The organism is Desulfobacter vibrioformis DSM 8776 (assembly GCF_000745975.1).
GTDB classification, from domain to species: Bacteria; Desulfobacterota; Desulfobacteria; order Desulfobacterales; family Desulfobacteraceae; genus Desulfobacter; species Desulfobacter vibrioformis.
The window spans coordinates 102630-127809 of sequence record NZ_JQKJ01000004.1 but is presented as its reverse complement, the minus strand read 5'-3'; the positions used below and the strand labels follow the sequence as shown (position 1 = coordinate 127809).

At 49.3% G+C, this 25180-nt stretch carries 20 protein-coding genes and 2 tRNA genes; 8 read left to right on the top strand and 14 right to left on the bottom strand.

Annotated elements, in window-relative coordinates; all coding sequences use genetic code 11:
* Positions 1-2 precede the first annotated feature (2 nt).
* The 4 genes from Q366_RS04935 to Q366_RS04920 all read left to right on the top strand — a co-directional run bounded on the left by Q366_RS04935 (position 3) and on the right by Q366_RS04920 (position 4673).
* Positions 3-527 (top strand): DnaJ domain-containing protein, encoded by a 525-nt coding sequence (locus Q366_RS04935; RefSeq protein WP_035236886.1) that lies wholly within the window; start codon positions 3-5, stop codon positions 525-527.
* Positions 528-563: 36 nt separating this feature from the next.
* Entirely contained in the window at positions 564-857 is a 294-nt protein-coding gene (locus Q366_RS20745) for a hypothetical protein (RefSeq protein ID WP_084691720.1), read from the top strand.
* An 18-nt stretch (positions 858-875) separates the two neighbouring features.
* Positions 876-1811, top strand: a complete 936-nt coding sequence (locus Q366_RS04925) for a transposase (RefSeq protein ID WP_035236882.1) — start codon at positions 876-878, stop codon at positions 1809-1811.
* Between the two features lie 417 nt (positions 1812-2228).
* Positions 2229-4673 carry a flagellin N-terminal helical domain-containing protein gene (locus Q366_RS04920; protein WP_035236880.1) on the top strand — a complete coding sequence of 815 codons (2445 nt, stop codon included), beginning with the start codon at positions 2229-2231 and terminating at the stop codon, positions 4671-4673.
* A gap of 63 nt (positions 4674-4736) precedes the next feature.
* Here the strand turns inward: Q366_RS04920 and Q366_RS20035 are convergent, their stop codons facing one another.
* The 11 genes from Q366_RS20035 to Q366_RS04865 all read right to left on the bottom strand — a co-directional run bounded on the left by Q366_RS20035 (position 4737) and on the right by Q366_RS04865 (position 18103).
* On the bottom strand, positions 4737-6035 hold the full coding sequence (locus tag Q366_RS20035; protein ID WP_051957825.1) for a sensor histidine kinase: 1299 nt from the start codon (positions 6033-6035) through the stop codon (positions 4737-4739).
* Positions 6036-6173: 138 nt separating this feature from the next.
* Positions 6174-7400 (bottom strand): hypothetical protein, encoded by a 1227-nt coding sequence (locus Q366_RS04910; protein WP_035236878.1) that lies wholly within the window; start codon positions 7398-7400, stop codon positions 6174-6176.
* Positions 7401-7740: 340 nt separating this feature from the next.
* On the bottom strand, positions 7741-8808 hold the full coding sequence (locus Q366_RS04905) for a hypothetical protein (RefSeq protein WP_035236876.1): 1068 nt from the start codon (positions 8806-8808) through the stop codon (positions 7741-7743).
* Positions 8809-8945: 137 nt separating this feature from the next.
* Positions 8946-10586, bottom strand: a complete 1641-nt coding sequence (locus tag Q366_RS04900) for an FG-GAP-like repeat-containing protein (protein WP_035236873.1) — start codon at positions 10584-10586, stop codon at positions 8946-8948.
* A 175-nt stretch (positions 10587-10761) separates the two neighbouring features.
* Positions 10762-12654, bottom strand: a complete 1893-nt coding sequence (mutL, locus tag Q366_RS04895; protein WP_035236870.1) for a DNA mismatch repair endonuclease MutL — start codon at positions 12652-12654, stop codon at positions 10762-10764.
* Positions 12651-12842 (bottom strand): hypothetical protein, encoded by a 192-nt coding sequence (locus Q366_RS04890; RefSeq protein WP_035236867.1) that lies wholly within the window; start codon positions 12840-12842, stop codon positions 12651-12653. Before Q366_RS04890 ends, mutL begins: the two co-directional genes overlap by 4 nt.
* Positions 12843-13051: 209 nt before the next feature.
* Entirely contained in the window at positions 13052-14524 is a 1473-nt protein-coding gene (gatA, locus tag Q366_RS04885; RefSeq protein ID WP_035236864.1) for an Asp-tRNA(Asn)/Glu-tRNA(Gln) amidotransferase subunit GatA, read from the bottom strand.
* A 317-nt stretch (positions 14525-14841) separates the two neighbouring features.
* Positions 14842-15129, bottom strand: coding sequence for an Asp-tRNA(Asn)/Glu-tRNA(Gln) amidotransferase subunit GatC (gene gatC, locus Q366_RS04880; protein ID WP_035236861.1), 288 nt, complete (start codon positions 15127-15129; stop codon positions 14842-14844).
* 2 nt (positions 15130-15131) lie between these two features.
* Positions 15132-15896, bottom strand: coding sequence for an SPOR domain-containing protein (locus tag Q366_RS04875; protein ID WP_035236858.1), 765 nt, complete (start codon positions 15894-15896; stop codon positions 15132-15134).
* A gap of 62 nt (positions 15897-15958) precedes the next feature.
* Entirely contained in the window at positions 15959-17644 is a 1686-nt protein-coding gene (gene argS / locus Q366_RS04870; RefSeq protein WP_035236856.1) for an arginine--tRNA ligase, read from the bottom strand.
* A 6-nt stretch (positions 17645-17650) separates the two neighbouring features.
* Positions 17651-18103 (bottom strand): hypothetical protein, encoded by a 453-nt coding sequence (locus Q366_RS04865; protein ID WP_035236853.1) that lies wholly within the window; start codon positions 18101-18103, stop codon positions 17651-17653.
* 162 nt (positions 18104-18265) lie between these two features.
* Here Q366_RS04865 and Q366_RS04860 point away from each other — a divergent pair.
* From Q366_RS04860 to Q366_RS04845, 4 genes are all read left to right on the top strand, one after another.
* Positions 18266-18353: transfer RNA gene (locus Q366_RS04860), tRNA-Ser, on the top strand.
* A 14-nt stretch (positions 18354-18367) separates the two neighbouring features.
* Positions 18368-18459: transfer RNA gene (locus Q366_RS04855), tRNA-Ser, on the top strand.
* A 103-nt stretch (positions 18460-18562) separates the two neighbouring features.
* Positions 18563-19354 carry a TIGR00266 family protein gene (locus tag Q366_RS04850; RefSeq protein WP_245619874.1) on the top strand — a complete coding sequence of 264 codons (792 nt, stop codon included), beginning with the start codon at positions 18563-18565 and terminating at the stop codon, positions 19352-19354.
* Positions 19355-19398: 44 nt separating this feature from the next.
* The gene (locus Q366_RS04845) at positions 19399-20466 is read left to right on the top strand and encodes a ChaN family lipoprotein (RefSeq protein WP_035236849.1); all 1068 of its coding nucleotides are present in this window, start codon (positions 19399-19401) and stop codon (positions 20464-20466) included.
* Here Q366_RS04845 and Q366_RS04840 read toward each other — a convergent pair.
* Genes Q366_RS04840 through Q366_RS04830 form a run of 3 tightly spaced genes read right to left on the bottom strand, consistent with a single transcriptional unit; the run spans position 20461 to position 25153 of the window.
* On the bottom strand, positions 20461-21087 hold the full coding sequence (locus Q366_RS04840) for a class I SAM-dependent methyltransferase (protein ID WP_035236847.1): 627 nt from the start codon (positions 21085-21087) through the stop codon (positions 20461-20463). The genes Q366_RS04845 and Q366_RS04840 overlap by 6 nt on opposite strands.
* Positions 21088-21092: 5 nt before the next feature.
* The gene (locus tag Q366_RS04835; RefSeq protein ID WP_035236845.1) at positions 21093-23504 is read right to left on the bottom strand and encodes a DNA translocase FtsK; all 2412 of its coding nucleotides are present in this window, start codon (positions 23502-23504) and stop codon (positions 21093-21095) included.
* Complete coding sequence (locus Q366_RS04830) at positions 23501-25153, bottom strand: ribonuclease J (RefSeq protein WP_035236843.1); 1653 nt, start codon at positions 25151-25153, stop codon at positions 23501-23503. Before Q366_RS04830 ends, Q366_RS04835 begins: the two co-directional genes overlap by 4 nt.
* Between the last annotated feature and the right edge of the window lie 27 nt (positions 25154-25180).

Genomic DNA, 25180 nt, shown 5'->3' with positions numbered 1-25180 from the left:
CCATGACGCCCCTGGTTAAATTTATACTGGTTCTTCTGGGACTGGCCTATCTGATCTCGCCTGCGGATGCGATTCCAGAAATGTATCTGCCCTGGGTGGGATGGATTGATGACAGCCTGGTCATCTTGTGTCTGTATCATCTGATCCGATATGGCCGGCTGCCCTCTTTTTTATTTAAAAAAGGCACGAAACAATCCTTTGAAAAAAAAAACCAGGATACTGAAACAGCCAAAACATTTAGAAAAGACGCCCCAAACCGGTCGTCATCCAGGTCCAACCCAACAGGTCAGTCAGCACAAAAGAACAGTTTCGCAAACACCAGTACCGTCAAATCCCCATATGAGATCCTTGGTGTAGATAAATCTGCGTCCTGGCCGAAAATTCAAAATGCATATAAAAGTAAGATAAAGCAATACCACCCGGATAAACTGTCCCACCTGGGTGAAGAATTTTCAAATCTTGCCAATGAAAAATTTTTAGAAATCCAGCAGGCATATGCAACGTTAAAATCAATTTATAATCGGTGAAAAACAATTGAATACAACACATTTTAGGAAACTGAATTGACCGGCATCAGCGAAATTCTTGTACTTATCCTTTTATTATTGTGTATCCTGATCGTCCCCCGGATGATGCCCCCGAAACCCTTGGCCGGAAGAAAAAAAACAGGGCCATCTGCCAGGGTGTTCACGATGAAAATGAGGGCTGCCATTGTATTGTCGGCAATTGTCATCATTATCAGTGCCTTGGGGACAAAACCCTGGCAGGGGCGCATTTTGATCTTTATGGTTTCAGGGGTCCTGCCCGTGGCCCTGGGATGGTCCCTTGTCTGGATATTTTCCGCACGAAGAAAATAAGATATAAGAGGTGTTGCCATGAAAATACATCTTCATAAGAATGCAACAACAACCCCTGCCCAGCGGGCATATATTCAAAACAACCCCCATCTGTCCGTTGCCGCTCTGGCAAAAAAAACAGGGGTCAGTAAAACCACAATACGCCGGTGGCAGAGCCGCATGGATGTATATGACCGCCCACATACACCCAAGCGCATAAAAACGGCCCTGGCACCCATTGAAGAGATTAAAATCATTATCTGCCGGATTGCATTCAGGGCAGGCCTTGATGACCTGCATCTCATTGCAGAATCTTTTTTTAAGATCAACTGTTCCAGGGCCAGCCTCAACAGATGTCTCAAACGGTATCAGATATCCAGGATGCCAAAACTTGGGAAATCTGTTCCATTTGACCTCAAAGATCACACAGGTACTTATTTTTATTACAATTGTTTTCATCTGCCGTCTTTTCAGGCAGACGCCCCGCCTGTGGTGCTGCAAACCCTTCTTGACTGCTCGTTCAGGACTTTTCATGCGCAGTTCTCCACCATGGCGCACACATTTATTTCAGATCATATCCAGTTTATTTCAAATCATATCCAGGGCTTCCCTCTAAAGGTCCTAGGCATTATCTATCATGATCCGGTACGGATCGGTACCGAAGACACAGGTATGAAAAACCCTGACGCCGCCATTGAGCAATTGTGCAGGACATTGGGCCTTTCATTCTTTCAGATGGATGATCTGCATGCAGACACTATAACTGAATTAAACTTGCGGGTAAACAAAATCGGTAACAGCCCTGATCTTACAAAAGATCCCCCCCCCTGGGAAACAAACGAGGCATTGGCAAAACAGACACACCATTACAATATTGAACTGCCCCTTGGCTTTTTAAAACAGCAAACACCCTACCAGGCCATGAAAGCGCACTACACTCATTTTCCAAACAGTTTCAAACACAAACCCATGTAAAAATAAAAATCCAGTACATGAACAGCAGGAAAATTATATGCGGTGGCCCTGAACCCCATGGTTCTGCTGCGGTCTACGCCAGCAGAAACGCCAGTTTTTATCCTGGGTTAAAACTTTATCATAATAAAAATCTCAATTGATTGATTTCAAGTTTATTAAATATTTCTTTAAAAATTCAGCAATATATCAGTTTTTAAATATGTGATACATTTATCACTTTCCATCTTCCGGTATCGTGATCGATTAAAGGTTGCCTTTTTTTATCACGATAACTGAACAAAGGATTAATCCAAAAAGGCGGCTGATCCCCGCAAGAAAAACCTTTTAAACCATTCTTCAGACGGATCTGACGAATGACACCAAGTGGCCTGGCAATGATGCCGTCACTTAAACACCAAATTCACGGAGGAAATAATCATGAGTTTAAGTATCAATACCAACACTGCCGCACTCATCGCCCATAGAAGCATGGTTAGCACAGACAAAAATATGACCACATCCCTGACCCGTCTTTCCACTGGTTTGAGAATCAACTCAGCTGCGGATGATGCCTCGGGCCTGACCATTGCCAATTCACTGGCAGCACAGGCCGCCGGCATTGGGCAGGGCATCCAGAACGCCAATGACGGTGTTTCCATTGTCCAGACCGCAGACGGTGCCCTTAAAGAGTCTGTCAGCATCGTTAACACCATTAAAACCAAAGCCACCCAGGCTGCTTCTGACAGCCAGACCACGACAACCCGGACTGCCATCCAGGAAGATATCGACAAACTGCTGGAAGAGCTGGACAGCATCGCTACCAGTACATCCTACAACGGCATGCAGCTTCTCAACGGCACCTACACAAATAAGGTCATCCACACCGGTGCATCTGCCAATGAAAGCTCTTCCATCAGCATTGGAAACACTGAATCCGATTCCATAGGCCATATTTCAACGGCTACGTTGGCGCTGGATGATCAAGAAGGCAGCACCGTTGAGTTGACCATCACTTCAGCCATCACCGGCGAAGATATCCATCTGGAACCGATTACCATTGAAGCAAATAACGAAGAAGCAAACGGTCTTGGCGCCCTGGCCGATAAAATCAACGCGGTGACATCCAGCACCGGTGTATCTGCAGTGGCTGTTGTGGAAAGCACTTCCGAGTACATTACGGAAGGCTCCACTGGAAGTAATTTTGCCATCAATGGCGTAACCATCGGCGCCATTGATGTTAAGAACGGAGATTCTGACTCATCGCTGGTTACAGCCATCAATGACCAAACTTCTGAGACAGGGGTTTCCGCCGCCTGGAATGAAGAAGGCACCATTACCCTGACATCTAACGACGGACGGGCTATCAGTGTTACGGGTGATTTAAACGATGTCTTCGGCGAAGGCGTTGAAGGGGAGGCTCTCTCCACTGTCGGATATATCACCCTGACCCAGGAAGGGTCCAGCCAGTTCAACATCACTGCAACGACAAGCGGCGGCACAGGTGATAAAATCACCCTTGGCGACGACTTTACAGCCACCGGGGAAAGTACCATTGCAAAGGAGTCTATCATTCAGTCAGGCTCCGTGCTGGCGGCAGGGAGCGTTCTCGGGGGCGAAGCCACGGTAAAAGAAATTAAGGATACGACTGGTGACTTCAAGCTTGAAGCCGGCACCACTTTGGTAAGTGGGTCAGTACTGGCCAAAGGAACCGTTATCGCCGGAGAGGTTACCACCAGTGCGAAGACTACATTAACTGATGACATGACCGTATCTGTCGGAACAACCCTTGAAAGCGGTTCAACGCTTGCAAAAGGCACTGTGGTGACCCAAACGTTTTCAACAGATGATGGCGCCGGTACCGTCACGACATATGAGGCCGGGTCTACTTTAACTGCAGATGTGAACCTTACGTCGGACCTGACTATCACCAAGGAGATGACGCTGGCGGAAGATTCAATACTCACATCGGGCTCGGTCTTAACGGCGGGAACGAAATTAGGCGCGGACGTAGGAACCAGTGGAAATGCTGTATTATCTGGCGACATGACGCTTGAAACCGGATCAACCATTGCCAGTGGTTCTACACTGACTGCCGGTTCTGTTTTGGGAAATGATACGACGATTAAAACCGGAACCACCCTTACCGTCACCGAGGATATGGAAATCGCAGCCGGTTCTGAGATCGCATCCGGATCAACAATAGCAAAAGGTTCTCATCTTAGTGGTGCTGTGACGGTTGGAACAATTGATGATGGTGATGATACGACTACGGGGAATGTTCTATCAGAGGACATGACACTGGAGGCCGGCTCAACCCTTACATCAACCACTACTCTGAAAGCCGGAACAACGCTTGTACAGGCTATAACCGTAACGGATCCTGTTGATAGTGATAAGGAGATCACTTATACCGCAGGCTCAACCCTTACCAACGATGTTAAATTGACGGGAACGGAGGTTACTCTGTCCGAGGACATGACATTGGAAAAGGGAAGTACAATTGGCTCCGGTTCGGAACTTCAGATAGCCACCCAGAGTGGTGACGTAAGTCTTGCCGACCAGAAGGGCATGACCCTGGCAGACATCAGTGTCATGACCCAGGAGGATGCTGAAATTGCCATAGCCATTGCGGACGCCGCGCTGGCTGACCTGGATGCCATAAGAAGTGGCCTGGGTTCAGCGCAAAACCAGCTCACATCCACCATCTCTAACCTTTCGGTAACCAAGACCAATGTGACCGCCTCGGAATCCACCATCCGGGACGTTGACTTTGCAGAGGAAACAGCCAACTATGCAAAGCTGTCTTTGCTGGCCCAGACAAGCTCCTATGCCTTGAGCCAGGCAAACGCCTCATCTTCAAACATCACCAGCCTGCTCCGGTAGTATAAACCCAGCAGCATAACCGACCTGCCGGCAAGGGAGAGACGCCTTTGCCGGCAGTTTTTTTTAATCTGCTGCAGGAATACGCACTCTGAAAACAGACCCTTTGCCCGGTGTGGTGGCAACATCAATACTGCCGCCCATCCGGGTGATGATGCCGTGTACAACAGACAACCCCATCCCGGTTCCCTTACCCTGCGCCTTTGTGGTGAAATAAGGATCAAATATTTTTTCCTGGACATGATCAGCTATACCTGTACCGGTATCTGCCACGGTCAGCAGGTTGTACACCCCCGTGGGAACGACAAGCATTGCGGCTGAGGCGCTGGCACCGTCAATGATTTCCTGTTCAAGGGTAATGGTCATCACGCCGCCGGACGCCTCCATGGCGTGAAAGGCATTGGTGGCCAGATTCATCACAATCTGATGGATCTGGATGGGATCAGCCATCACTTTTGAACAACCAGGCGAAATTTGGGTATGAATCTCAATTGTGGCCGGAAGGGACGCGCGAAGCAGTTTTAAGGCTTCATCTATAACCGGACCGACATCCATGTATCTCACCTTCCCCCTGTCCTGCCTGGAAAACGTAAGAAGCCGGCTGACCAGATCCTTTGCGCGTTCCGCACCGGTGTAAATTTTCTTAAGTCTTTTGTATAAATCACCGTCCTCGGGGACATCTTGCAAAAGCATTTCAGTATGCCCCATAATAGGAAAGAGTATATTATTAAAATCATGGGCAATACCACCGGCCAGTGTTTCGATGGCCGCCATTTTCTGGGCACGAATCAGCTGGTTTTCCAGCCGCTTAAAATCTGTGATATCCTTGTACCGTTCCCGGGCCTGGGACAGATTCCGGGCGATTTCCTTCATTCCAATGGACAAATCACCGATCTCATCATTTGAAGGCGCAGGGAAACCATAATCATAATTTTCCGATGCTATGGCATGGATAGCCGATTTCTGGGCTTTGAAAAACCGATTGACGTATCGTGAAATAATAAGCCACATGCCCAGATTGAAACAAAGCGCAAGAACGCTTCCAACACCCACCATTGTTTTATAGCGGGTCTGCCTGGCACGGTTTTCATCCTGAATAATCAGTATATTGTCAATACGGGTTTTGACCCGATCAATCTCACAAAGAATCTCTTTATCAATTGAAAGAGACTGATCCGTGGATATCTGGGCGGTCATGACATTAAGCCGTTCCAGGTGACGGGAAAAATCTTTGAGCGCCATCACGCTCCCGGTTGACAGAGAAAAGGCATTATAACCATAATACGATGTGATACCAAGCCCCAGGGTTATCAGTGTCAATGTGGAAAATAGCAGAAACACTTTGGTCGAAATGGAAACTCTCATGGCCTGGTTCTTTTCTTTTTCCTTTGAAATGGCATATTTATTATAAATAACTTTAGCTGTTTTACAGGCAATAGCTATAAGCTATTTAATAAAGTTTTTCAACCATGATAAAGGCAAGCTGGGATTTATCGGAACCGTCTAGAAATTAATCTGCCATTTAATACCGGCGCCAAAAACCTCGGGCTGGCCATTTTGCACCGCATTAAGATAACCAATCTCAGGTGTTAGGGATACACCTTCTGCCAGAAAGATAGTGGACTGCAGGTACACGGTATGGCAGTCATCTTTTTCAGCACCGTCCGTGTCGAGTTTGGTTCTGGTATAACCGTAACCGGCTTCCAGGTAAAGGCCTCTTCGAATTTCATAGCCTGCGACAATCAATGCGGCAAGGGCGTTGTTGTCGACTATACCTTTTTCGTAGCCATAAGCTCCCCCTGTTGCAGCATGAAGGGTGCCGTCACTCCACTGGGCAAACCCCAGGCCAGCCCCATCCTTTACTATAGGATCAGCACAGGCATTCTCATATGTGGAAAAAACTTGACCATTGACTAAAATATCTGCCAGGTTTCCAATATTCTGCCCACCCCAAACACAGCCTTTGAAATACGCTTTACCCCAATTCAAACGTCCGCCAAGAGCAAGGACATAAGAAGTGACATCCCAGGAATCCCCGTCCTCTTCAACCTCAAACTGTTGAAAACCGGTCGCCATGTTGATATGGCCCCAATTAAAATCAATTCTATATTTTGCCTGGATATTGGGGATGACCACCTGGGTATCGGGGCCACTTTGTGGTACGGCAATTGCATTTCCGACATACGTATAATAAGAGTTGACAAGAAGCCTGGGTTTCACTGCGGCGATCTGAAAGGTTCCGAACTTCAACCGAATCATGGGTTCCCGTTTGCCGTAAAGCATACCGAACAGACTCATGCAGGTGTCACCGTCTCCCAGAGCATAAATATTATATACCTGGTTGGCGTATGGAAAAAGCAGGGGCGTGTAGTTCTGGCCAACCCCTAATGAACCGGTGCCAAAATCCCATTCTGCCCACAGGATACGGATGTTGGCATTACCACTTTTTGCGCCATACTCAAACTTTGCGGTTAAAGAATCATTCACCGTGACATTGGCGCCGATACGGGCGTTTCCGTTCAGGTCCTGCTCATAGGAGTCCGTGTCTGCGCCGGTACCTGCGAAGGGATTGTAACCCGGACCGTCAAGCATGTCGACGTTCCAGTTGGTATAAAACGTCGAAATACGGGCAGACCCGTAAAATTCCCACGTCAGGTTATGGTTGCCGGCAGCATGGGCAAACCCAGCCCAGGAAACAAGCAGAACAGCGATCACAAACAACTTTTTCATCTTTTTCCCTTTGTTAAGGGATTAACATTGGACTTTCCCGCCCAGGAAAACAGGTGTTCCTTTTTTAAATACCCGTTTTTTTTATAAAATATAAAACCGGCTTTTACGAAAAAAATTACGATTACTTAATCAGAAATCCCAGGCTGTTGTCAACATGTTTGTAACCATTCCACCAATTACAAATTTGACCCGCACACAATTGTGTAGTTGCAGGGTAGGCAAAAGCGCAGCGGTGCCCACCCTATCGGCTCTCCCTATCCGTACAAATAAAAACGGGCTGCAGAGTTTAAAATCTGCAGCCCGTCGAATTCAGGCAGATTTATATGTATTCGTTTTTAGCTTAGAAAGCGATTGCCCAGCAAGCACCGAAGTAGATAGTTTCATCCTCCCCGGTTTCTCTCTGATCAATCATACCGACTTCAGGAGTAACGGTGACACCCGGAGCCAGGGTAATAGCAGCCTGCATGTAGTAGGACTGAGCAATGGAGGTCGTATTGAGAGTGTCTAATTCATCATGAATGTAACCATAGCCAGCTTCAAGGGTGAGCATGTCACTAACGGCATAAGTTACACCAACGGTAGCACCAATGGATTCACAATCGTCAACGTCAGTACCAATACCACGATACACGGCCATACCAGCGGCTTCAGTGCCATTATCAGCACCCAGATTACCCATATTTTGCCCCCATACAAAGGTAGCAAACGTACCAAATGAACCAAAGTTCAACTGAGTACCAAAGCCAATCGTGTAGGCAGCAATATCTTCATCATCATTGATTTCAAAAGTGTTATAACCACCGGCAATCTGGACCTCTCCCATATCAAAGGCTGCTTTGTAACAAGCAGCAATCATGGGCATTACAGTTTGGGTATCAAATCCCCCACCCAAAGCTTTTAAGTCATCGTTTGTCAGGCCTGGAGCAACCCAGGCATTGTCTTCAGGATTCAGCAGGGCAATGGAGAAACCGCCGAAAGTCAATTTCACTTGAGCAACACGGCTCTGGTCAAAATCACCAAACCCACCAAGACCAAGATCTTGTCCTTCTTCCCCGGCCACAAGCTGATTGGAGTAAGTCACATGGATGGGGCTATAAGCCTTACCAACAGTCAGGATGCCGGAACCAAAGTTCCATTCACCATAGAGCAGACGGACAGTAGCATTTCCATTCTCTGTACCATATTCAAACTGCCCGGACAATTCATCGGATACTTTAACTTCGGCACCAATTTTGGAAGCATCATACAGGCCTTCAGCAAACTGGGTGTCGCCGTCAGCACCATTAATGGTGTCTGCATCGGTCCAAACCGTATAAATCATGGCTTCCCCGTAAAAATTCCACTCTGCTGCATACGCAGATCCTGCCATCAGCGCAAGCGCTAAAGCAGCTACAATAATTTTTTTCATCTTTTTCTCCTTTTAGGGTTTATTTACTGCCTGAAATCCGGCACCCTGCCTTCCTTTTAAAAACAGGATGCCAAATCAGTCTTTCTTCTAATGCTATTCTAATATATTTGTCAATTGTTTTTTCAATGTTTCACCCGTTATTTCAATTTATAGGAAATAATGTTCGATGTCTTATCATCGGCAAGGATGGCGATCTTGGACCGGGTCACAACGGAAATCACCATCTCCTCTATCCCGTCATTATCAATATCGGCAATATTGAAATCAGAGACCCAGCCCTGCAGGGGGACTGTCTGGAATACCGGCGCAAGGGCTATGCCGTTCCAGGACATAATTTCAACACGCCCTTCCTTGAACCGTTTAATCCGGCCGATGGCACCGCCGCCAAGCTCATTATTTGTAATAATAAAAACTTTCTTTTTCTGCTCCTCTCCCACGGGATGAAACTTGATTCTCGGATTAAAATATTCCCGCTCCCGATAACTGTCATCCGCGCCCTGGGCACCTGAAAACCAATAATTATTGGTTTTCCCGTATTTTTCCGTACTCTCCCATTCATTGGACCCGGCCTCGTTAATGAGTACCAGACGATGATGCTGGTTAATGCTTAAAAATTCATCGGCATTTCCCTCCCGGACCGGTCCCCGGGCCAGAGAAAGCACGGATGTGCCCCTGGGCATACGGATGGCCTTTTCCTCCCGGTAGGTGTCATTGGTCGGACTCATGATGTAGATTTTTCCGGCATATGGCCCTCTGCCTTTCTCCTGGGCATAGAGCACGGGATTTCCATCGTCAGAATCCATCACACGGAAATAATAAGACAGGCCATCCTGAATCGTTGTATATGATGATCCATTATATTCCACCACAAAGGAGGAAAGGGTTTCCCTGTTTATTGTCATGGCCGTAACAAAAATTTCCGGATACCCGTTGCCGTTAATATCCGCCACATCCAGCCCGATGATTCTCAAATAGGATGCGTAATCCAGGTGGGTCTCTTCGGTGAGCAGGCTGCCTTCAAGATGGTAAATCTGAAGTGAAGAATCCGTTGCGGTAACAACCTGAAGACGACCGTCTTTGTTCAGGTCGCCGGTGGCCATGGCCCGGATCACGTCCGCCATCTTAAGATGGGTGGTGAATCCCTGGCTTGCCTGCATGGCCATCATGCCGCCGCCATAGAGGCCGGGACTACCGGCGTACTGCAGCCCCCCAAGGGTCGGGTTCTGTTCCTGGGGCCGGGCATACAGCTTGTTATCAATATTACGGTTAAACACCTTCATATTAATATCACCGGCAAAGGAGTTGACCAGGGGGATGACATCGCCCATGGCATTGCTCTGCTCGAAAAAGGCAAGGGTTTCTTTTTTTCCTGTAACATCCACCATGGCGGCATCCAGACTGATGCTTTCCCCATAATGGGTAAGACTGCCGAAAAGGATGTAATCCACACCCATCTGCGCACCTATATTCCGGGCAACCCCTTCATTGAAACCGCCTTTTACAAGCCCGCTTGCCCTTGCCCCGGCCAGGGCCTTGTCAACGGTCTCCCGGTCCAGAACATCCACTTTCCCGGCATCGGAAAGCCTTGAGGAAAGCATTGAGAACAATCCGTTCTGCAGGAAACCAAGATCCTGGGACGAATTCATTTCAAAGGGGAAGACAGCCACGGTTTTTGTTTCACTGCACAATCCCGAATCCGCTGCTGTCCAGAAAGCAAAAAAGGTCAAGACCGCAACCGCTGTTCTGAAAGCAAAAAATATTTGCGTGAATTTTCGCATGGGTTTTCCTTACACTCCAGTCAGATTAAAAATGATGCCGGTCCCCAGGGACTCGGAACATCGGAAAAAAGGCATATAAAATGTGCGCCAAAGGCGCTTCACCCTCTTGTTTCTTGTCTCCAGTTTCTTGACATTAACGCTTAAGTTAATGACTTTTATATCCCATCCCCCGGCCTCAAACAAGTCTTTTAAACAGCTTTTCAAGACTGCGGGCATCAAACGACACAAAAACGGGACGTCCATGGGGGCAGTGCATGGGATTTTCACAGGTGAACAACTGCGCCACAAGCGCTGTCATTTCCTCTAGTGACATGGACTGTCCGCCCCGCACAGACCGGTGGCAGGCCATGGTGGCAAGGGCATGTTCAAGCCAGTCATCTTTAGGGCCTAGGCCGTCGGCATGGCTGATGTTCTCCACCATTTCCACCACCATGGGCCCCACATGCTTTTCCTCCACCAGCACAGGCACTGATTTTATGATAAACGACGTCCCGCCAAAGGGTTCAATCCGAATACCCAAATCAGCCAGATCCGCCATGATGGATTCAAGGACCACGGCTTCCTTGTGGCTCAGTTCCAGGACCTCTGGAACCGCCAGGGACTGACTCTGGACATCCATACGCCGGTAACGGTTTAAAAGCTGTTCAAAGACAATGCGTTCATGGGCCGCATGCTGGTCCACCAGTATCAGGTGATTCTCCTTTTCCACCACAATATAAATATTGAGCACCTGACCGATAACCCTAGGGGGCATTGTAATGCCCTGCCCTGAGGTTTGATTTGCATGGTCAGCCGGAAAAGCGTGGGGCAGGCGTTTTGTTTCCGGTTCCGGACCCCAGGATTTTTCCAGGGGTTCAGCAGCCTTCAGGGATTCGGAAAAAGGCTTAACAGCCTCATACACAGGTGACGGCTGCGGGGCAGAGACACTTTCAAACAAGTCAGGCGTCGATCTCTTTTCTGGCAGGGATGCGGATTTCAGTGTAACCTGGACAGGCGTTGGCGTATCCTTTTTTCCAGCCATGAAAGCCCTGGAATAGGACAAGTTATCAGCCTGACCACGGGACAGGGCGTTTGCCACGGCAAGGGACAAGGCTTGGTAAACAGGGCCGGGGGTAATAAATTTTATTTCACGCTTTGCCGGGTGGACGTTTACATCCACCTGGTCGCAGGGCAGTTCCACGCACACCGCCCCCACAGGATACCGCCCTTTCATGATTCTGCCCCGGTACCCCTGGAACATGGCGGAGATCAGACCCCGGTCATACACAAGGCGCCGGTTGACGAACAGAAAAATCCGGTTAGCCGTACTGCGGGTAACACCGGGATTGGCGCACACCCCGCGGATAGCTAACCCGGGCAGGCCGCTATCCCCGCCGTCATCCGTATCCGGCCACTGCATGTCATATAAATAATCAGCCGCTTCTTTACCCAGCACCATCTGGGCCCGCTGAAAAAGGGTCTGGCCCGGGGGATAGCTTTTGACGGATCTGTGGTTGACCACAAGGCGGAATCCCACCCCGGGGTTTCCCAGGGTAAGGCCGGCCAAAGCATCGGCAATATGCCCGGCTTCGGTATTTTCATTTTTTAAAAATTTTCTTCGGGCAGGGGTATTGAAAAACAACTGCCGCACTTCCACCATTGTGCCCACAGGCGCGCCGGTATCTGTTACCCCGGAAAGCTTGCCGCCATTCATGTCCACCCGGGTGGCAACGGCGTTCTCCTTTGTACGGGACACAAGACTGAATTTAGATACAGATGCAATGGACGGCAGGGCCTCGCCCCTGAATCCGAATGTGGAAATGGAAAACAGGTCCTCCTTGGTGTAGATCTTGGATGTGGCATATCGTTCCAGTGACAGCACTGCCTCATCCCGGGAAAGCCCGCACCCGTTGTCCGAAACACGGATTAAAGTTTTCCCGCCGTTTTCAATCTCCACAATTATCCGATCCGCCCCGGCATCCATGGCGTTTTCCACCAGTTCTTTCACCACGGAAACCGGCCGCTGGACCACTTCTCCTGCCGCGATCTGGTTGGACAGGATATCAGGAAGAATACGGATTCTGCTCATGAAGGCGTAGCCGGATTTTCCTTTACAAAACGCAGCAGAAATTCGCTGTCTTTTGGACTTAAATCAAACTGCAGACAGGCGTCATCAGCCAGTTTTTTCGCATTCAGGTCCGGCTGGGCCTTTCTTTTCTCAGATACCCACAAAATAGCTTTTTTCAGGGCATCGCCCTGGGGCATTGCAGTGGACATGTTCATTTTCCTTTGTTTATATAACCACGGAAGACACTGAAAGCACTGAAAGTTAGAGTGCAAGGCGCTCAACCTGTACTTTTGGGTGACTGCCAAAGTTGATCAGTAATCCTAATTTTAAGTTCGACGGACCACATAAGTCTCTTCGTTAAAAAATCAAACTCATTTCCGTGTTCTTCCGTGCTTTCCGTGGTTCAGCTTTCTCTGGGTTACAATTCCGGAAATTCAATAGGTTTACCCACGGCCTGTTCAAATCCAAATCCTGCCCGGATCAGCGACATTTCATCAAAATGCCGGGCCATCATCTGAAGGCCCATGGGAAGCCCGGTGGAGGAAATGCCTGCGGGCACTGAAATCCCGGGGATTCCTGCCATGTTACAGGACAGGGTAAATATATCGCTTAAATACATGGTCAAAGGATCTTCCACGTTCTCACCAATTTTAAACGCCGGGGTAGGCGCCACAGGAGACAAAATAATATCGCACGCCTCAAAGGCCCGTTTAAAATCATCCATAATCAAAGCCCGGACCTGGGAGGCACGGCCGTAATATGCATCATAATACCCCGAGGACAGGGAATAGGTGCCGATAATGATCCTGCGCTGGACCTCAAGCCCAAATCCTTTGGACTTGGTTTTCTTGTACATTTCAATGAGATCGTCGGACCCCATATCCCTGTACCCGTACCTCACCCCGTCGAACCTGGCCAGGTTGGCACTGGCTTCACAGGGGGCAATGATATAATAGGCCGCCACCACATAATTGGTATGGGGCAGAGAAATTTCCTTAATGGTCACGCCCAACCCTTCCAGAGTCTTTTGGGCATTTTCAAACATAGCCTTAACTTCGGGATCAATGCCCCCGAGGTATGAAAATTCCTTGGGGATGCCTGCGGTCATTCCGGCAAGGCCCTTGTCCTTGAACATGGCAATGCCCTTTGTAAAATCAGGCATCTGTTCAGGTGAGCTGGTGGAATCTTTGGGGTCATGGCCTCCCATGAGATTGAGCATCATGGCCGTGTCCGTCACATCCCGGGTAATGGGACCCACCTGATCCAAAGATGATGCATAGGCCACCACGCCAAACCGGGACACCCGGCCATAGGTGGGTTTGAGTCCCACCACACCGCAATGGGAGGCTGGCTGGCGGATGGAACCACCCGTGTCCGTGCCCACGGCCCCGGCACAGAACCGGGCTGCCACGGCAGCAGCAGATCCGCCGGAGGAACCGCCAGGCACATGGTCAGTATTCCAGGGATTGCGGGTAACAAAAAAGGCTGAGTTCTCGGTGGAAGACCCCATGGCAAATTCATCCATATTGGTCTTGCCGATGAGCACGGCATCCTGGGCTTTAAATTTCTCCACCACCGTGGCGTCGTACCGGGGCACAAAATTTTCAAGAATCTTAGATGCGCAGGTGGTTTTAACCCCCTTTGTACATAAAACATCTTTCAGGGCCACGGGGATCCCGGTGAAAGGCTGATTCTCCCCTTTGGCAATAGTCCGGTCCGCTTGTTCGGCCTGTTCCAGGGCAAGTTCCGGGTCTACGGTAATAAAGGCTGCAATATTATTGTCATATTGCTCAATACGGTCAAGGAAGGCCCGAGTCAGTTCAACCGAAGATATTTCCTTTTGGGCCAAAAGGTCCTGGGCCTGGGCAATGGTCAGGGTATGCAGATTCATTTTATTTCCTTACTTGAGTTTTCGGAAAATGTTTTTTGTTTAATATCAATTGGTTATATTACACCCTGTTTTTATGGTATAATCATTGCTTAATGTTTAATTACATCAATAATATCAATACCTTAAGTTTTTTAATGGGATTTTACTATTTTTTTGAATTTGCGGCATAATTTTTGATTTCGTTTTATTGGAAAACAAAATACCTGTATTTAAAGGCCCTATAAGGGCCAAATCAAAATTCATGCCATTAATGATGAATTTTGATAACTATTTTCCGAAAACTCAAGTCCTTACACTCTCGTCTTTTTTTGGGGAGACTACTTCACCACTCTTGGCACTATATAGAAATCCTGGTCACGTTCCGGTGCATTGGCCAGGGTCACATCCGGACCCGGTGACGGCTCCCGGCGGTCTTCCCTGAGTACATTGTTCATGAATGCCGCCCCTGATGCCGGTGTCACCCCGTCAACATCCACGTCCTTGAGGGCGTCAATATAATCAAGGATATCACTGAGCTGACCAGCCAGGGTTTCCTTGAGATCATCATCCACATCCAGCCGGGCCAGATGGGCTATGTTTTCCACTTCCTGCTGTGATATTTTCATTTTTATTCCTTTTTTATGATCATGGCGTTAACGCCTGAACCGGCAAGCTGTGCCAGCCGGGCACTGGCCGCTTTGTAATCGGCAAAGGAACCGGTCCTGACCCGGTACCAGGTGTCCCCGTTGATCTTAGCACTGGCCCGGTAGGAGGTAATTCCCTTTTTACTCAAAAGAACCATCTGGGCCAAGGCATCATTTAAATTCTTATATGACGCAACCTGAATGGTATATACCCCATCCGCATCCGCCGGGGCCGGAGATTTTCCGGTACCGGGCCTGGTTTCTTTGGGTGGTGCCTCTGTTTTTTCACCCGTTGGGATTTTTGATTTTAAAGTCTTGGGGGCAAGCAGGGTCACGGTCTGTTTTTCATCGGTTTTTCTATCTGTTTTTACCGGCGTACTCTTTTTAGCTGGCGGGGCCGGGGCAGGCTCATTGCCATGACCCTGCCCGGCCTGATACCAGGTGGCCAGTTTTTTACTGCGCTTGACAGGAATCTCTTCAGCCTGGGAAGTATCCGGTGTTGGCTGTGTTGACGCCGATTTCCCGATTTCCGGACCCGGAGTGATTTCCCCGGAATCTTCTGTCTTGCTTTTAACCTGATGAAATACCGGTTCCTCAAGGACATCATAAAATTTAAGATCTACTTTTTCCTTTTCAGGCGTTTTGGCAGAAAGCTCACTGACCATTTGAGCAAGGCGTTCCTGAAAAGGCCGGGTTTCAAACAGGACAGGCTTTACGTCTCTGCCCACAAGCACCCCGAGACCAAACATCCAGATACCGATTAAAAAATATCTGCCATATGTCCCGATAACGTGAATCCTAAATCCTCCTCCTACATTCGTTCAGGTGCGGACACCCCTAAAAGCGACAACCCGTTACGAATCACTTTTTTAACCGCCAGAACCAGGGAAAGCCTGGCCAGGGAAAGCGGTTTATCCGCCACAATGACCTTATGGTGGTTGTAATAGGCATGAAAGGCCGAGGCAAGGGTCATCAAATAGGTAAAAATCACGTGGGGATGAAGGGTTTCCGCACTCTTTTCCACTTGTTCCCGGAAACCTGCGACCTGCTTGATCAAATTGAGTTCTTCGTCAGCCACTAGTTTTTCAAGGTTAATGCCGGCTTTGAAATCTGTCTGGTCAATGATGCCTTCATCCTTTGCCTTATTTAGAATTCCGGTAATCCGGGCATGGACGTACTGCACATAATAGACAGGATTGTCAGAACTCTTCTTTTTGGCCAGTTCCAGGTCAAAATCAAGACCTGAATCATAACTGCGGCTTAAAAACATGAACCGGGCAGCATCCTTTCCCACTTCGTCCACAATATCCTTAAGCGTCACAAATTCTCCGGCCCTGGTGGACATCTGTACGGGATTTCCGTCCCGCAGCAGATTAACAAGCTGGACCAAAATCACATCAAATTGTTCGCTCTTGCGTCCCGTGGCCACCACAGCCGCATCAATACGTTTGATATATCCGTGGTGATCCGCCCCCCAGACATCAATGACACGGTCAAACCCGCGCTCGTATTTTTCATCATGGTAGGCGATGTCCGAAGCATAATAGGTGGTAAGCCCGTTGTTGCGCACCACCACCCGGTCTTTTTCATCCCCGAATTTTTCCGTGCGAAACCAAAGGGCCCCGTCCTTTTCATAGATCAGGTCTTTTCCTTTGAAATTTTCAATGGCTGCCTGTACCCGGCCCGAATCATAAAGGCTTTGCTCGCTGAACCAGTTGTCAAACCGGACACCGAAATCATCTAAATCAGACCGGATACCGGCCAGAATTTTTCCGGCGGCAAATCGGGCACAGATCTCAATGCCCTGTTTTTCATCGGCATCCGCAAGGTCTTTTCCCCGGGCATCAAGCACCTCCTGGGCAATGTCGCGGATATAATCGCCCTGGTAACAGTCCTGGGGAAAATCCACAGGTTTTCCCTGTATCTGCTGCAGACGCAGCCACACCGACGTACCAAGGGTTCTGATCTGGCGGCCCGAGTCATTAATATAATATTCCTTTTGCACATCAAAACCTGCAAAGGAAAGGATATTGCCGACAGCATCTCCCACAGCCGCCCCCCGGCCGTGCCCCACATGAAGCGGACCCGTGGGATTGGCCGATACAAATTCAACCTGGACCCGTTTACCCCTGCCCATGGCAGAAGCACCAAAGGATGTATCCTGGTTCAGCACCTGGTCCACCACCGGATGCCAGACCCCGGGGGATAAAAAAAAGTTGATGAACCCAGGTCCTGCCACCTCTATCTTTTCCAGTGCCGGCCCCAAAGAGGCGTCGGGCCAATCGGACATGGATGTAACAAGGCTTTGGGCAATCTTTGCCGGTGCCATCTTCTGCAGCTTTGCCGACACCATGGCAAAATTGGTTGAAAAATCGCCCTGACCGTCATGTTTAGGCGTTTCGACCTCAAATTCCGGCACCTGGTCCGAAGGCAGCAGCCCCTTTTCAAAGGCATTGCGGGCCGCATCCAGGATCATGGTTCTGATTTTTGTTTTCATAAAGGATTAATTCTCGTGTTCAGAGGTATCTTCAGGAGTGAATCTGGGAGTATCATCCTCGGAATCGATCTCCTTAATCTCGTCTTCCTTGGTGTCCCCATCTTCATCTAACAGTGCGTCCAGTTCCACATCATCGTCCTCAAGGGTAAAATCCTCTTCCCCGGGCAATGAGTCCACATCATTATAATCAATGACCATCTTATCCGATTCAGGATCGGCAAAAAAGACAATGGCATTTTCAAATAACTTTTCGGCCAGGTCCCTGGTAGGGAAAAAGCTGCGGCGGCGAAATACAGCAAGAAACGCCTTGAGGCCCTCTTTACATGCCTGGTTTATGACATCAAGGTCATAATCTTCTTCATGCAGGGCCAGCATTACACCGGGGTCCACCTCGGCAGATTCAAGGACCGTCAGTATATTGTCCTTTATATTTTTTTCAAACCTGATTTTTTGTTTCATTGGGTTCTCCTGTTATCATCCATTCACTTGAAACTTCTTAATATAGCCCAACCAATTCCCGTGTCAATGATTTAAATCTGCCCATTAAATCTGTTCCGGGATTAAATATTTTTTTTAATTGACCCGTCAGCGCCAAGGTGTTATGTTGTCCGGGTTATTTCTGGAGGAGTGGCCGAGCGGCTGAAGGCGGCGGTCTTGAAAACCGTTAGGTGTTAAAGCCTCGTGGGTTCGAATCCTACCTCCTCCGCCAAAAAAACAACTTGTGGAGAAGTGACCGAGAGGCCGAAGGTGCTCGCCTGCTAAGCGAGTGTATGGGGAAACTTGTACCGAGAGTTCGAATCTCTCCTTCTCCGCCAGTAACAAGACTTTAAGTGGGGTTGACCATCCGGTTCCAACCCCTTTTTTTTTCCCTGCCAGAATCGGCGGAATCATTCATCATAATACGTTTAAAGGAGGTAAATGATGCGATGCCATGAAGTGGATTACGAAATTTTCGGGGATGACATGCAGGCCGTTGAGGTGGAACTTGATCCCGGCGAAACCGTGATTGCCGAAGCCGGAGCCATGAACTGGATGGAGCAGGGCATCGCGTTTGAAGCCAAAATGGGGGACGGCTCTGAAGCGGACAAAGGGCTTATGGGCAAGCTCTTTAGCGCCGGCAAACGGGCGCTCACCGGTGAAAGCCTGTTTCTCACCCATTTCACCAACCAGGCACATGACAAAAAAAGAGTGGCTTTTTCCGCCCCCTATCCCGGAAAAATTATTCCCGTTGACATGGCCGCCATCGGCGGGCACCTGATTTGCCAGAAAGATGCGTTCTTGTGCGCAGCCCTTGGCACAAAAGTTTCCATTGCCTTTAACCGGAAACTTGGGGCCGGTTTTTTCGGCGGCGAAGGGTTTATTCTCCAGCGCCTGGAAGGTGACGGTATGGCATTTATTCATGCCGGCGGCACCATCGTTAAAAAAGAGCTGAACGGCCAAAGACTGATGGTGGATACCGGCTGCATCGTGGCCTTTTCCCAGGGCGTTGAATATGACATCCAGCGGGCAGGCGGGCTTAAATCCATGTTTTTCGGCGGTGAAGGTTTGTTTCTGGCCACCCTGGAAGGACACGGCAGCGTTTATCTGCAAAGCCTGCCTTTCTCCCGTTTGGCAGACCGCATCATCAGCCATGCACCCAGTGCCGGAGGGTCATCTAAAGGCGAAGGTTCTGTCCTAGGAGGACTTGGACGATTGATGGACGGAGATTGAAAAACGGTTCGTGCGGTTTTGGCAAGTTTTTTCAAAGGAGCATTATGCAACGCCTGATCTACGCTGTGCTTTGGCCTGTACTTGGGATCGTATTATGCCTGTTCTGCGGGTGTGCCACAACATCAAAAATTGTCATGCGCGATGATCCGTTAATCGGAAGCCTAGTCAAAGGGGAAACCGGGGACCCTGTCAGGTTTGCCGACCTGACGGAAACGCTTATCCACAGCGATATTATTTATCTGTCCGAAAAGCATGACAATCCCATGCACCATGCCATCCAGCACCGGGTTCTCCAGGCTCTCATTGACCAGGGGCGCGCCCCGATCCTTGGATTTGAATTTTTTTCATACCAGGACACCCCTTTACTGCTCAACCTGGTGGATGCCGGCCAAAAAAAGCATTCACCCAAAATGGAAAAAGCCGTTGAACAACGGATCAGGGAAAAACTGGGGTGGAAAAATCAATCCAACACCATGTGGGGCTATTACTGGGATCTGATAAGGCTTGCGGCAGATAACGGCCTTCCTGCAGCAGGCCTTGATCTGTCCGCCACCCAGAAGCGCCGGATTACCCGCAAAGGGCTTGAGGGCCTGTCTCCCATTGAATTGCAGCAGTTATTTTCCACGAATCTTTCAAATCCAGCGTATGAATCATACATGAAATCGGTTTTTGTATCAGTACATTGCGGCATGGATCATGGCCGGATGACGGAGCGGTTATATGATACCTGGGTGGCGCGCAATGACCGGATGGCCCTGTCCGTGGTTGAGCTGTTCAATGCCCTGCAAACCCAGGACCGCGACGAGGCAGGACGAAAGACAGGGCCTGTGGTCATCATAATAGGGGCAGGCCATACCGAATATGGGTTAGGTGTCATGGACCGGGTACATCACCTGAAACCCAATGCCACCCAGACCAATCTGGCCATAACGGAAATAGACCGGGAACCCACTGACATGAGCCAGTATTTAGCCCCCCTGTCCCTTGAAGGGTTTGATCCGGTTCCCCCTGCCGATTACCTGTGGTTCACCCAGCGGGTATCCTATGAAGACCCGTGTGAAAAATTTAAAGCCATGTTAAAAAAAAGGCAGAACACAAGACCCGGCTTATGATTCTTTTACCCGCAGCACGCCCAGGGTCTGGGTCATCTCAAGCACATCATAGTGACCGGTTGCCCGGGCCAGTTCATACACCTGGCGCGGAGACTGCCCCCCTTTTTCGGGATTGAAAAATATATCATGGATGGCCAGAAAGCCCCCCGGCATAATATGGGGTGCCCAGGTCAGAAAATCCGTATGCACCGCTTCAAAGTCGTGTCCGCCGTCGATGAAGACCATGGAAAGCGGTGTCTTCCACATGCGGCCAGCCGTTTTTGACGCGCAGACAATGGGTACCACCGTTTCTTCCAAGCCTGCCCGGGAAAGGGTTCGGCGGAACAAAGGAAAGGTATTGACGCTTAAGGTTTTCTCATCGTAAAGGCCAGGATCAAAATATTCCTCGCCCGGCTGCTGTTCTTCGGAGCCTGTATGATGGTCTATGGAAAATAAAATGCCGCTGTTCTGCTTGCAGGCAGCCCCGATAATGGCAGCAGACCGCCCGCAATAGGAGCCGATTTCAAGCACCGGACCGGTCCGGGAGGCAGTCAGGGAAAGATCATATAAACGAAGGGCCTCATCGTCATTCATAAACCCCTTGATGGTATTTAAAAATTCAAAATCAAGCAATGCAGTCACGCTCTTTAATCCTCATCATAAGTTTTCACCAGTATGTCCCGGGGTTTGGAACCGATCTGGGGACCGACAATCCCCTCATGCTCCATCATTTCAATGAGCCGGGCGGCCCGATTGTAACCGATTCGCAACCGCCGCTGGACATAGGAAATGGAGGCCTGGCGATCTTTGGTCACCAGGGCCACAGCCTCGTCGTATTTTTCATCATAGTCAGACTCGTCAAAAACTTTTTCCTGGTCGTCGTCGTCTCCCTGGATCACTTCTTCGTTGTAATCCGGCTGCCGCTGATCTTTAAGAAACGCGGTAATCCGGCCAATTTCTTTTTCGGAAATATAGGCACCCTGGATACGCATGAGCTTTCCTGTGCCCGGAGGAGAAAACAGCATGTCTCCGTTGCCAAGCAGGCTTTCAGGCCCCCCCTGGTCAATGATGATCCGACCGTCTATTTTTGAAGAGGTCTGAAAAGATATCCGGGTGGGAAAATTGGCCTTGATCGTGCCGGTGAGCACATCAGCGGACGGACGCTGGGTGGCGATGATCAGATGAATGCCTGCGGCCCGGGCCATCTGGGCCAGGCGTGTCAAGGCGTATTCCACATCCTTGGAGGCCACCATCATCAGGTCCCCGAGCTCGTCCACAATCACAACAATAAAAGGCAGGCGCTCCAAGGGCAGTCCGCCGGGAAGCTCCATATCTTCGGGCGAGGTGCCCGGGGCAATATCCCGGAGCCGTTCGTCGACCATCTCATTGAACTGTCCTATATTTCTTAAGCCTGACAATTCCAGCAGTTCATACCGGCGCTCCATTTCCTTGACAGCCCAGAAAAGTGCATTGGTGGCTTTTTTCATATCCGTGACCACAGGGGCGATCAAATGAGGAATATCATTGTACACGGAGAGTTCAATACGTTTTGGATCAATCATGATGAGTTTGACTTCATCAGGGGTGGCCTTGTACAGCAAACTGATGATCATGGAGTTCAGCCCCACACTTTTACCCGTACCTGTGGCACCGGCAATAAGCAGGTGGGGCATTTTATCCATTTTGGTGGCCACGGGCTGGCCAATAAGATCCTTTCCAAGACCCAGTGTCAGTAAAGATTTAGACTGTACAAACTCCTTGGATGCGATCATTTCCCGTAAATTTACAAGTTCCCGTTCATCATTGGGAATCTCAATGCCCACCACATCCCGGCCCGGAATAGGGGCCACAATGCGGATGGAGATGGCGGCAAGGGCAAGGGCAAGGTCATCGGAAAGACCTACGATTTTTGACAATTTGATGCCGGGTGCCGGACGATACTCAAAGGTGGTAATCACAGGTCCGGGCAGAATTTCCACCACCTCTCCCTTGACATTGAAATCCTCCAGCTTTTTTTTCAAGATACTTGCCTTGTTCTGAAGTTCAGCCGTGTCAATCTGCCTGCGGGTCTTTTGTTTTTCATCCAGAAAAGACAAACCAGGCAGGACAAAGTCGAGCTTTTCCCGGACATCTGCTGGGCAAGGATCTGCCACATACTCCTTGTCGTCGGTTTCCATCGCCACAATGGTGGGACCAGATGATTTTTCGGGCTTGGATTGTCTTTTAGAAAAAGAAATATTGCCCGGGCCGGGCATGGGGGCATCAGAATTTTCCTGGATCACATCCCTGTCTGTTCCCGGAATGGGAGAAAAATCGGCATCATCAATATCATCGATATCAATATCATCATCGATACCGGGCTTAACATTATCTTCATCATTTTTTTCATCGGATCTTGCCAGTATCGTCAAGGCTTTCAGCTTTTCAGTCCTGGCAATCCCCGCAGCTTTTCTCTCCTGCCTTTTGTCTTCCAGGGTCTGTTTTAAATATCCGGCACCTTCGGCCATGTCCTGTTTAATTGTCCGGGCCAGCCGGACCAGTCGGCCCCAGACCACGTTGAGCACTTCTTTTAAGGAAATGCCGGTAACCAGCATGAAACCCACCAGTACAAAAAAAAATAGGAATATGGCAGAGCCGGTGGTATTGGCGTATTTAAGCAAAAGTTCTGCAAATCGCCCCCCCACTCTTCCACCGGCGGAAATTGTGGTGTCGGAAAACACATAGTTTTTTTTAAACAGGAAAAAAATACCACCCGTGGTCATCATCAGGATCAGCCCCCCTGTCAGGGTCAGCCAGATCTCTTCCCTGGATTTTTCTCTGATAAGCCACAGACCTGAAATACAGAGGATCAAAGGCACCCACAGGGCACCAATGCCAAATAAAAATACAAACAGCCCGGCAACATGTGCCCCAACCAGGCCGAACAGATTGTGTACCTGGTCGGGAAGGGTAAAAAAATGATTTCCCACGCAAGGGTCAGCGGCATGGTATGAAAAAAGGCTTACCGATATCAGAATAATCAGGAATAGAAAAAAAATGCCGTACAGTTCTTTTTTCATACTTCAATGATAATGGGTACAATCAATGGCTTTCTGTTAATGGCAAAGGCAAAATACTGTTTGAGGGCCCGCTGCAGTTTCCTTCGAATCAGTTCCACCCGGGAATCAATCCCGGCTTCAATCTCTTCAACAATCTCCAGGATCACGCACTGGGCGTCATCCACAAGGTATCCCGTGGCAGAATCAAATACAAAGCCCTTGGACACCAGCTCCGGTCCGTACAGCACCACCCCTGTCTCCTCGTCAATAATCATGGTCACCACCACAAGTCCGCCCTTGGACAGTTCCCGGCGCTCCTTGAGCACGGAGCGGCCCACATCGCCGATACCTTTTCCGTCCACAAGAATCCGGCCGGTCTGCACCCGTTCTTCAATCCTGCCCCCTTTTTCCCTGTCAAAGGCAATGACCTGACCGTTTTCAGCCACAATCACGTTACTGCGGGGCAACCCCAGTTTTTCGGCAAGCCTTGCATGGACCACAAGATGCCGGTATTCCCCGTGGATGGGGATAAAATATTTAGGTCTTGTCAGGTTGATCATCATTTTAAGCTCTTCCTGGTGGGCATGGCCGGAAGCATGGATCCGGGCGATCTTTGAATAAACCACTTCGGCACCCCTTCGGTAAAGCTTATTGATAATGCCGGCAATGGCTTTTTCATTACCCGGGATATGCTTGCTCGACAAAAGCACGGTATCCCCTTTGCGGACAGTGATGTGCTTGTGAACGCCCGAGGCCATGCGGGCCAGTGCAGACATGGGCTCGCCCTGGGTACCTGTGGTGATGATCACCACTTCATGGTCTGCAAGCATATGAATCTGTTTGATATCCACTACCAGGCCCGGGGGACAGTCAAGATAGCCTAAACGAATGGCCACAGCCGTAATCTGTTCCATACTGCGGCCATTGAATATGACCTTGCGGTTGTTGTGCCTGGCAATATCAATCACCTGCTGGATCCGGAACACATTGGAGGCAAAAAGCGCAACAATCACCCGCCCGGGAGAAGATTCAACCAGTTCTCCCAAATTTTTTGCAACCTCCTGCTCAGACATGGCATAGCCCTCTACTTCCACATTGGTGGAATCGGACAGCAGTGCCAGCACGCCCTTTTCGCCAAACCGGGCAAAACTCGAGATATCGGTATTTTTCATAATATCGGCGGAGTGGCTGATGCGGAAATCTCCGGTATGCACCACAACCCCTTCGGGGGTTGTGATGGCCATACCCACCCCGTCAATGGTGGAATGGCTGACCCGGATAAACTCAATGTCAAAGGGTTCAATGGTCAGCACCTCCCCCGGGTTGACCAGGTTAAGATCCACATGGGTATTAAGATCAAACTCAATGAGCTTGTTGCGCACAATTTCCAGGGTAAAGGCCGTGCCATATACCGGCAGACGGATTTCGCGCAAAAGATAGGGCAAGGCACCGATATGGTCTTCATGGGCATGGGTCAGGATAATACCTTCGATCTTATCCATATTTTCCCGAAGGTAATCCATGGCCGGGATAACAATATCCACGCCCAGCATATGGTCTTCAGGGAACATGAGGCCCGCATCAATGATGAAGATGACGTTATCATACTCCACCACCATCATGTTCAGGCCTATTTCTCCGAGACCCCCAAGGGGTATGAGTTTAAGCATTTAAATTATCCCGCCAAATATCAAATA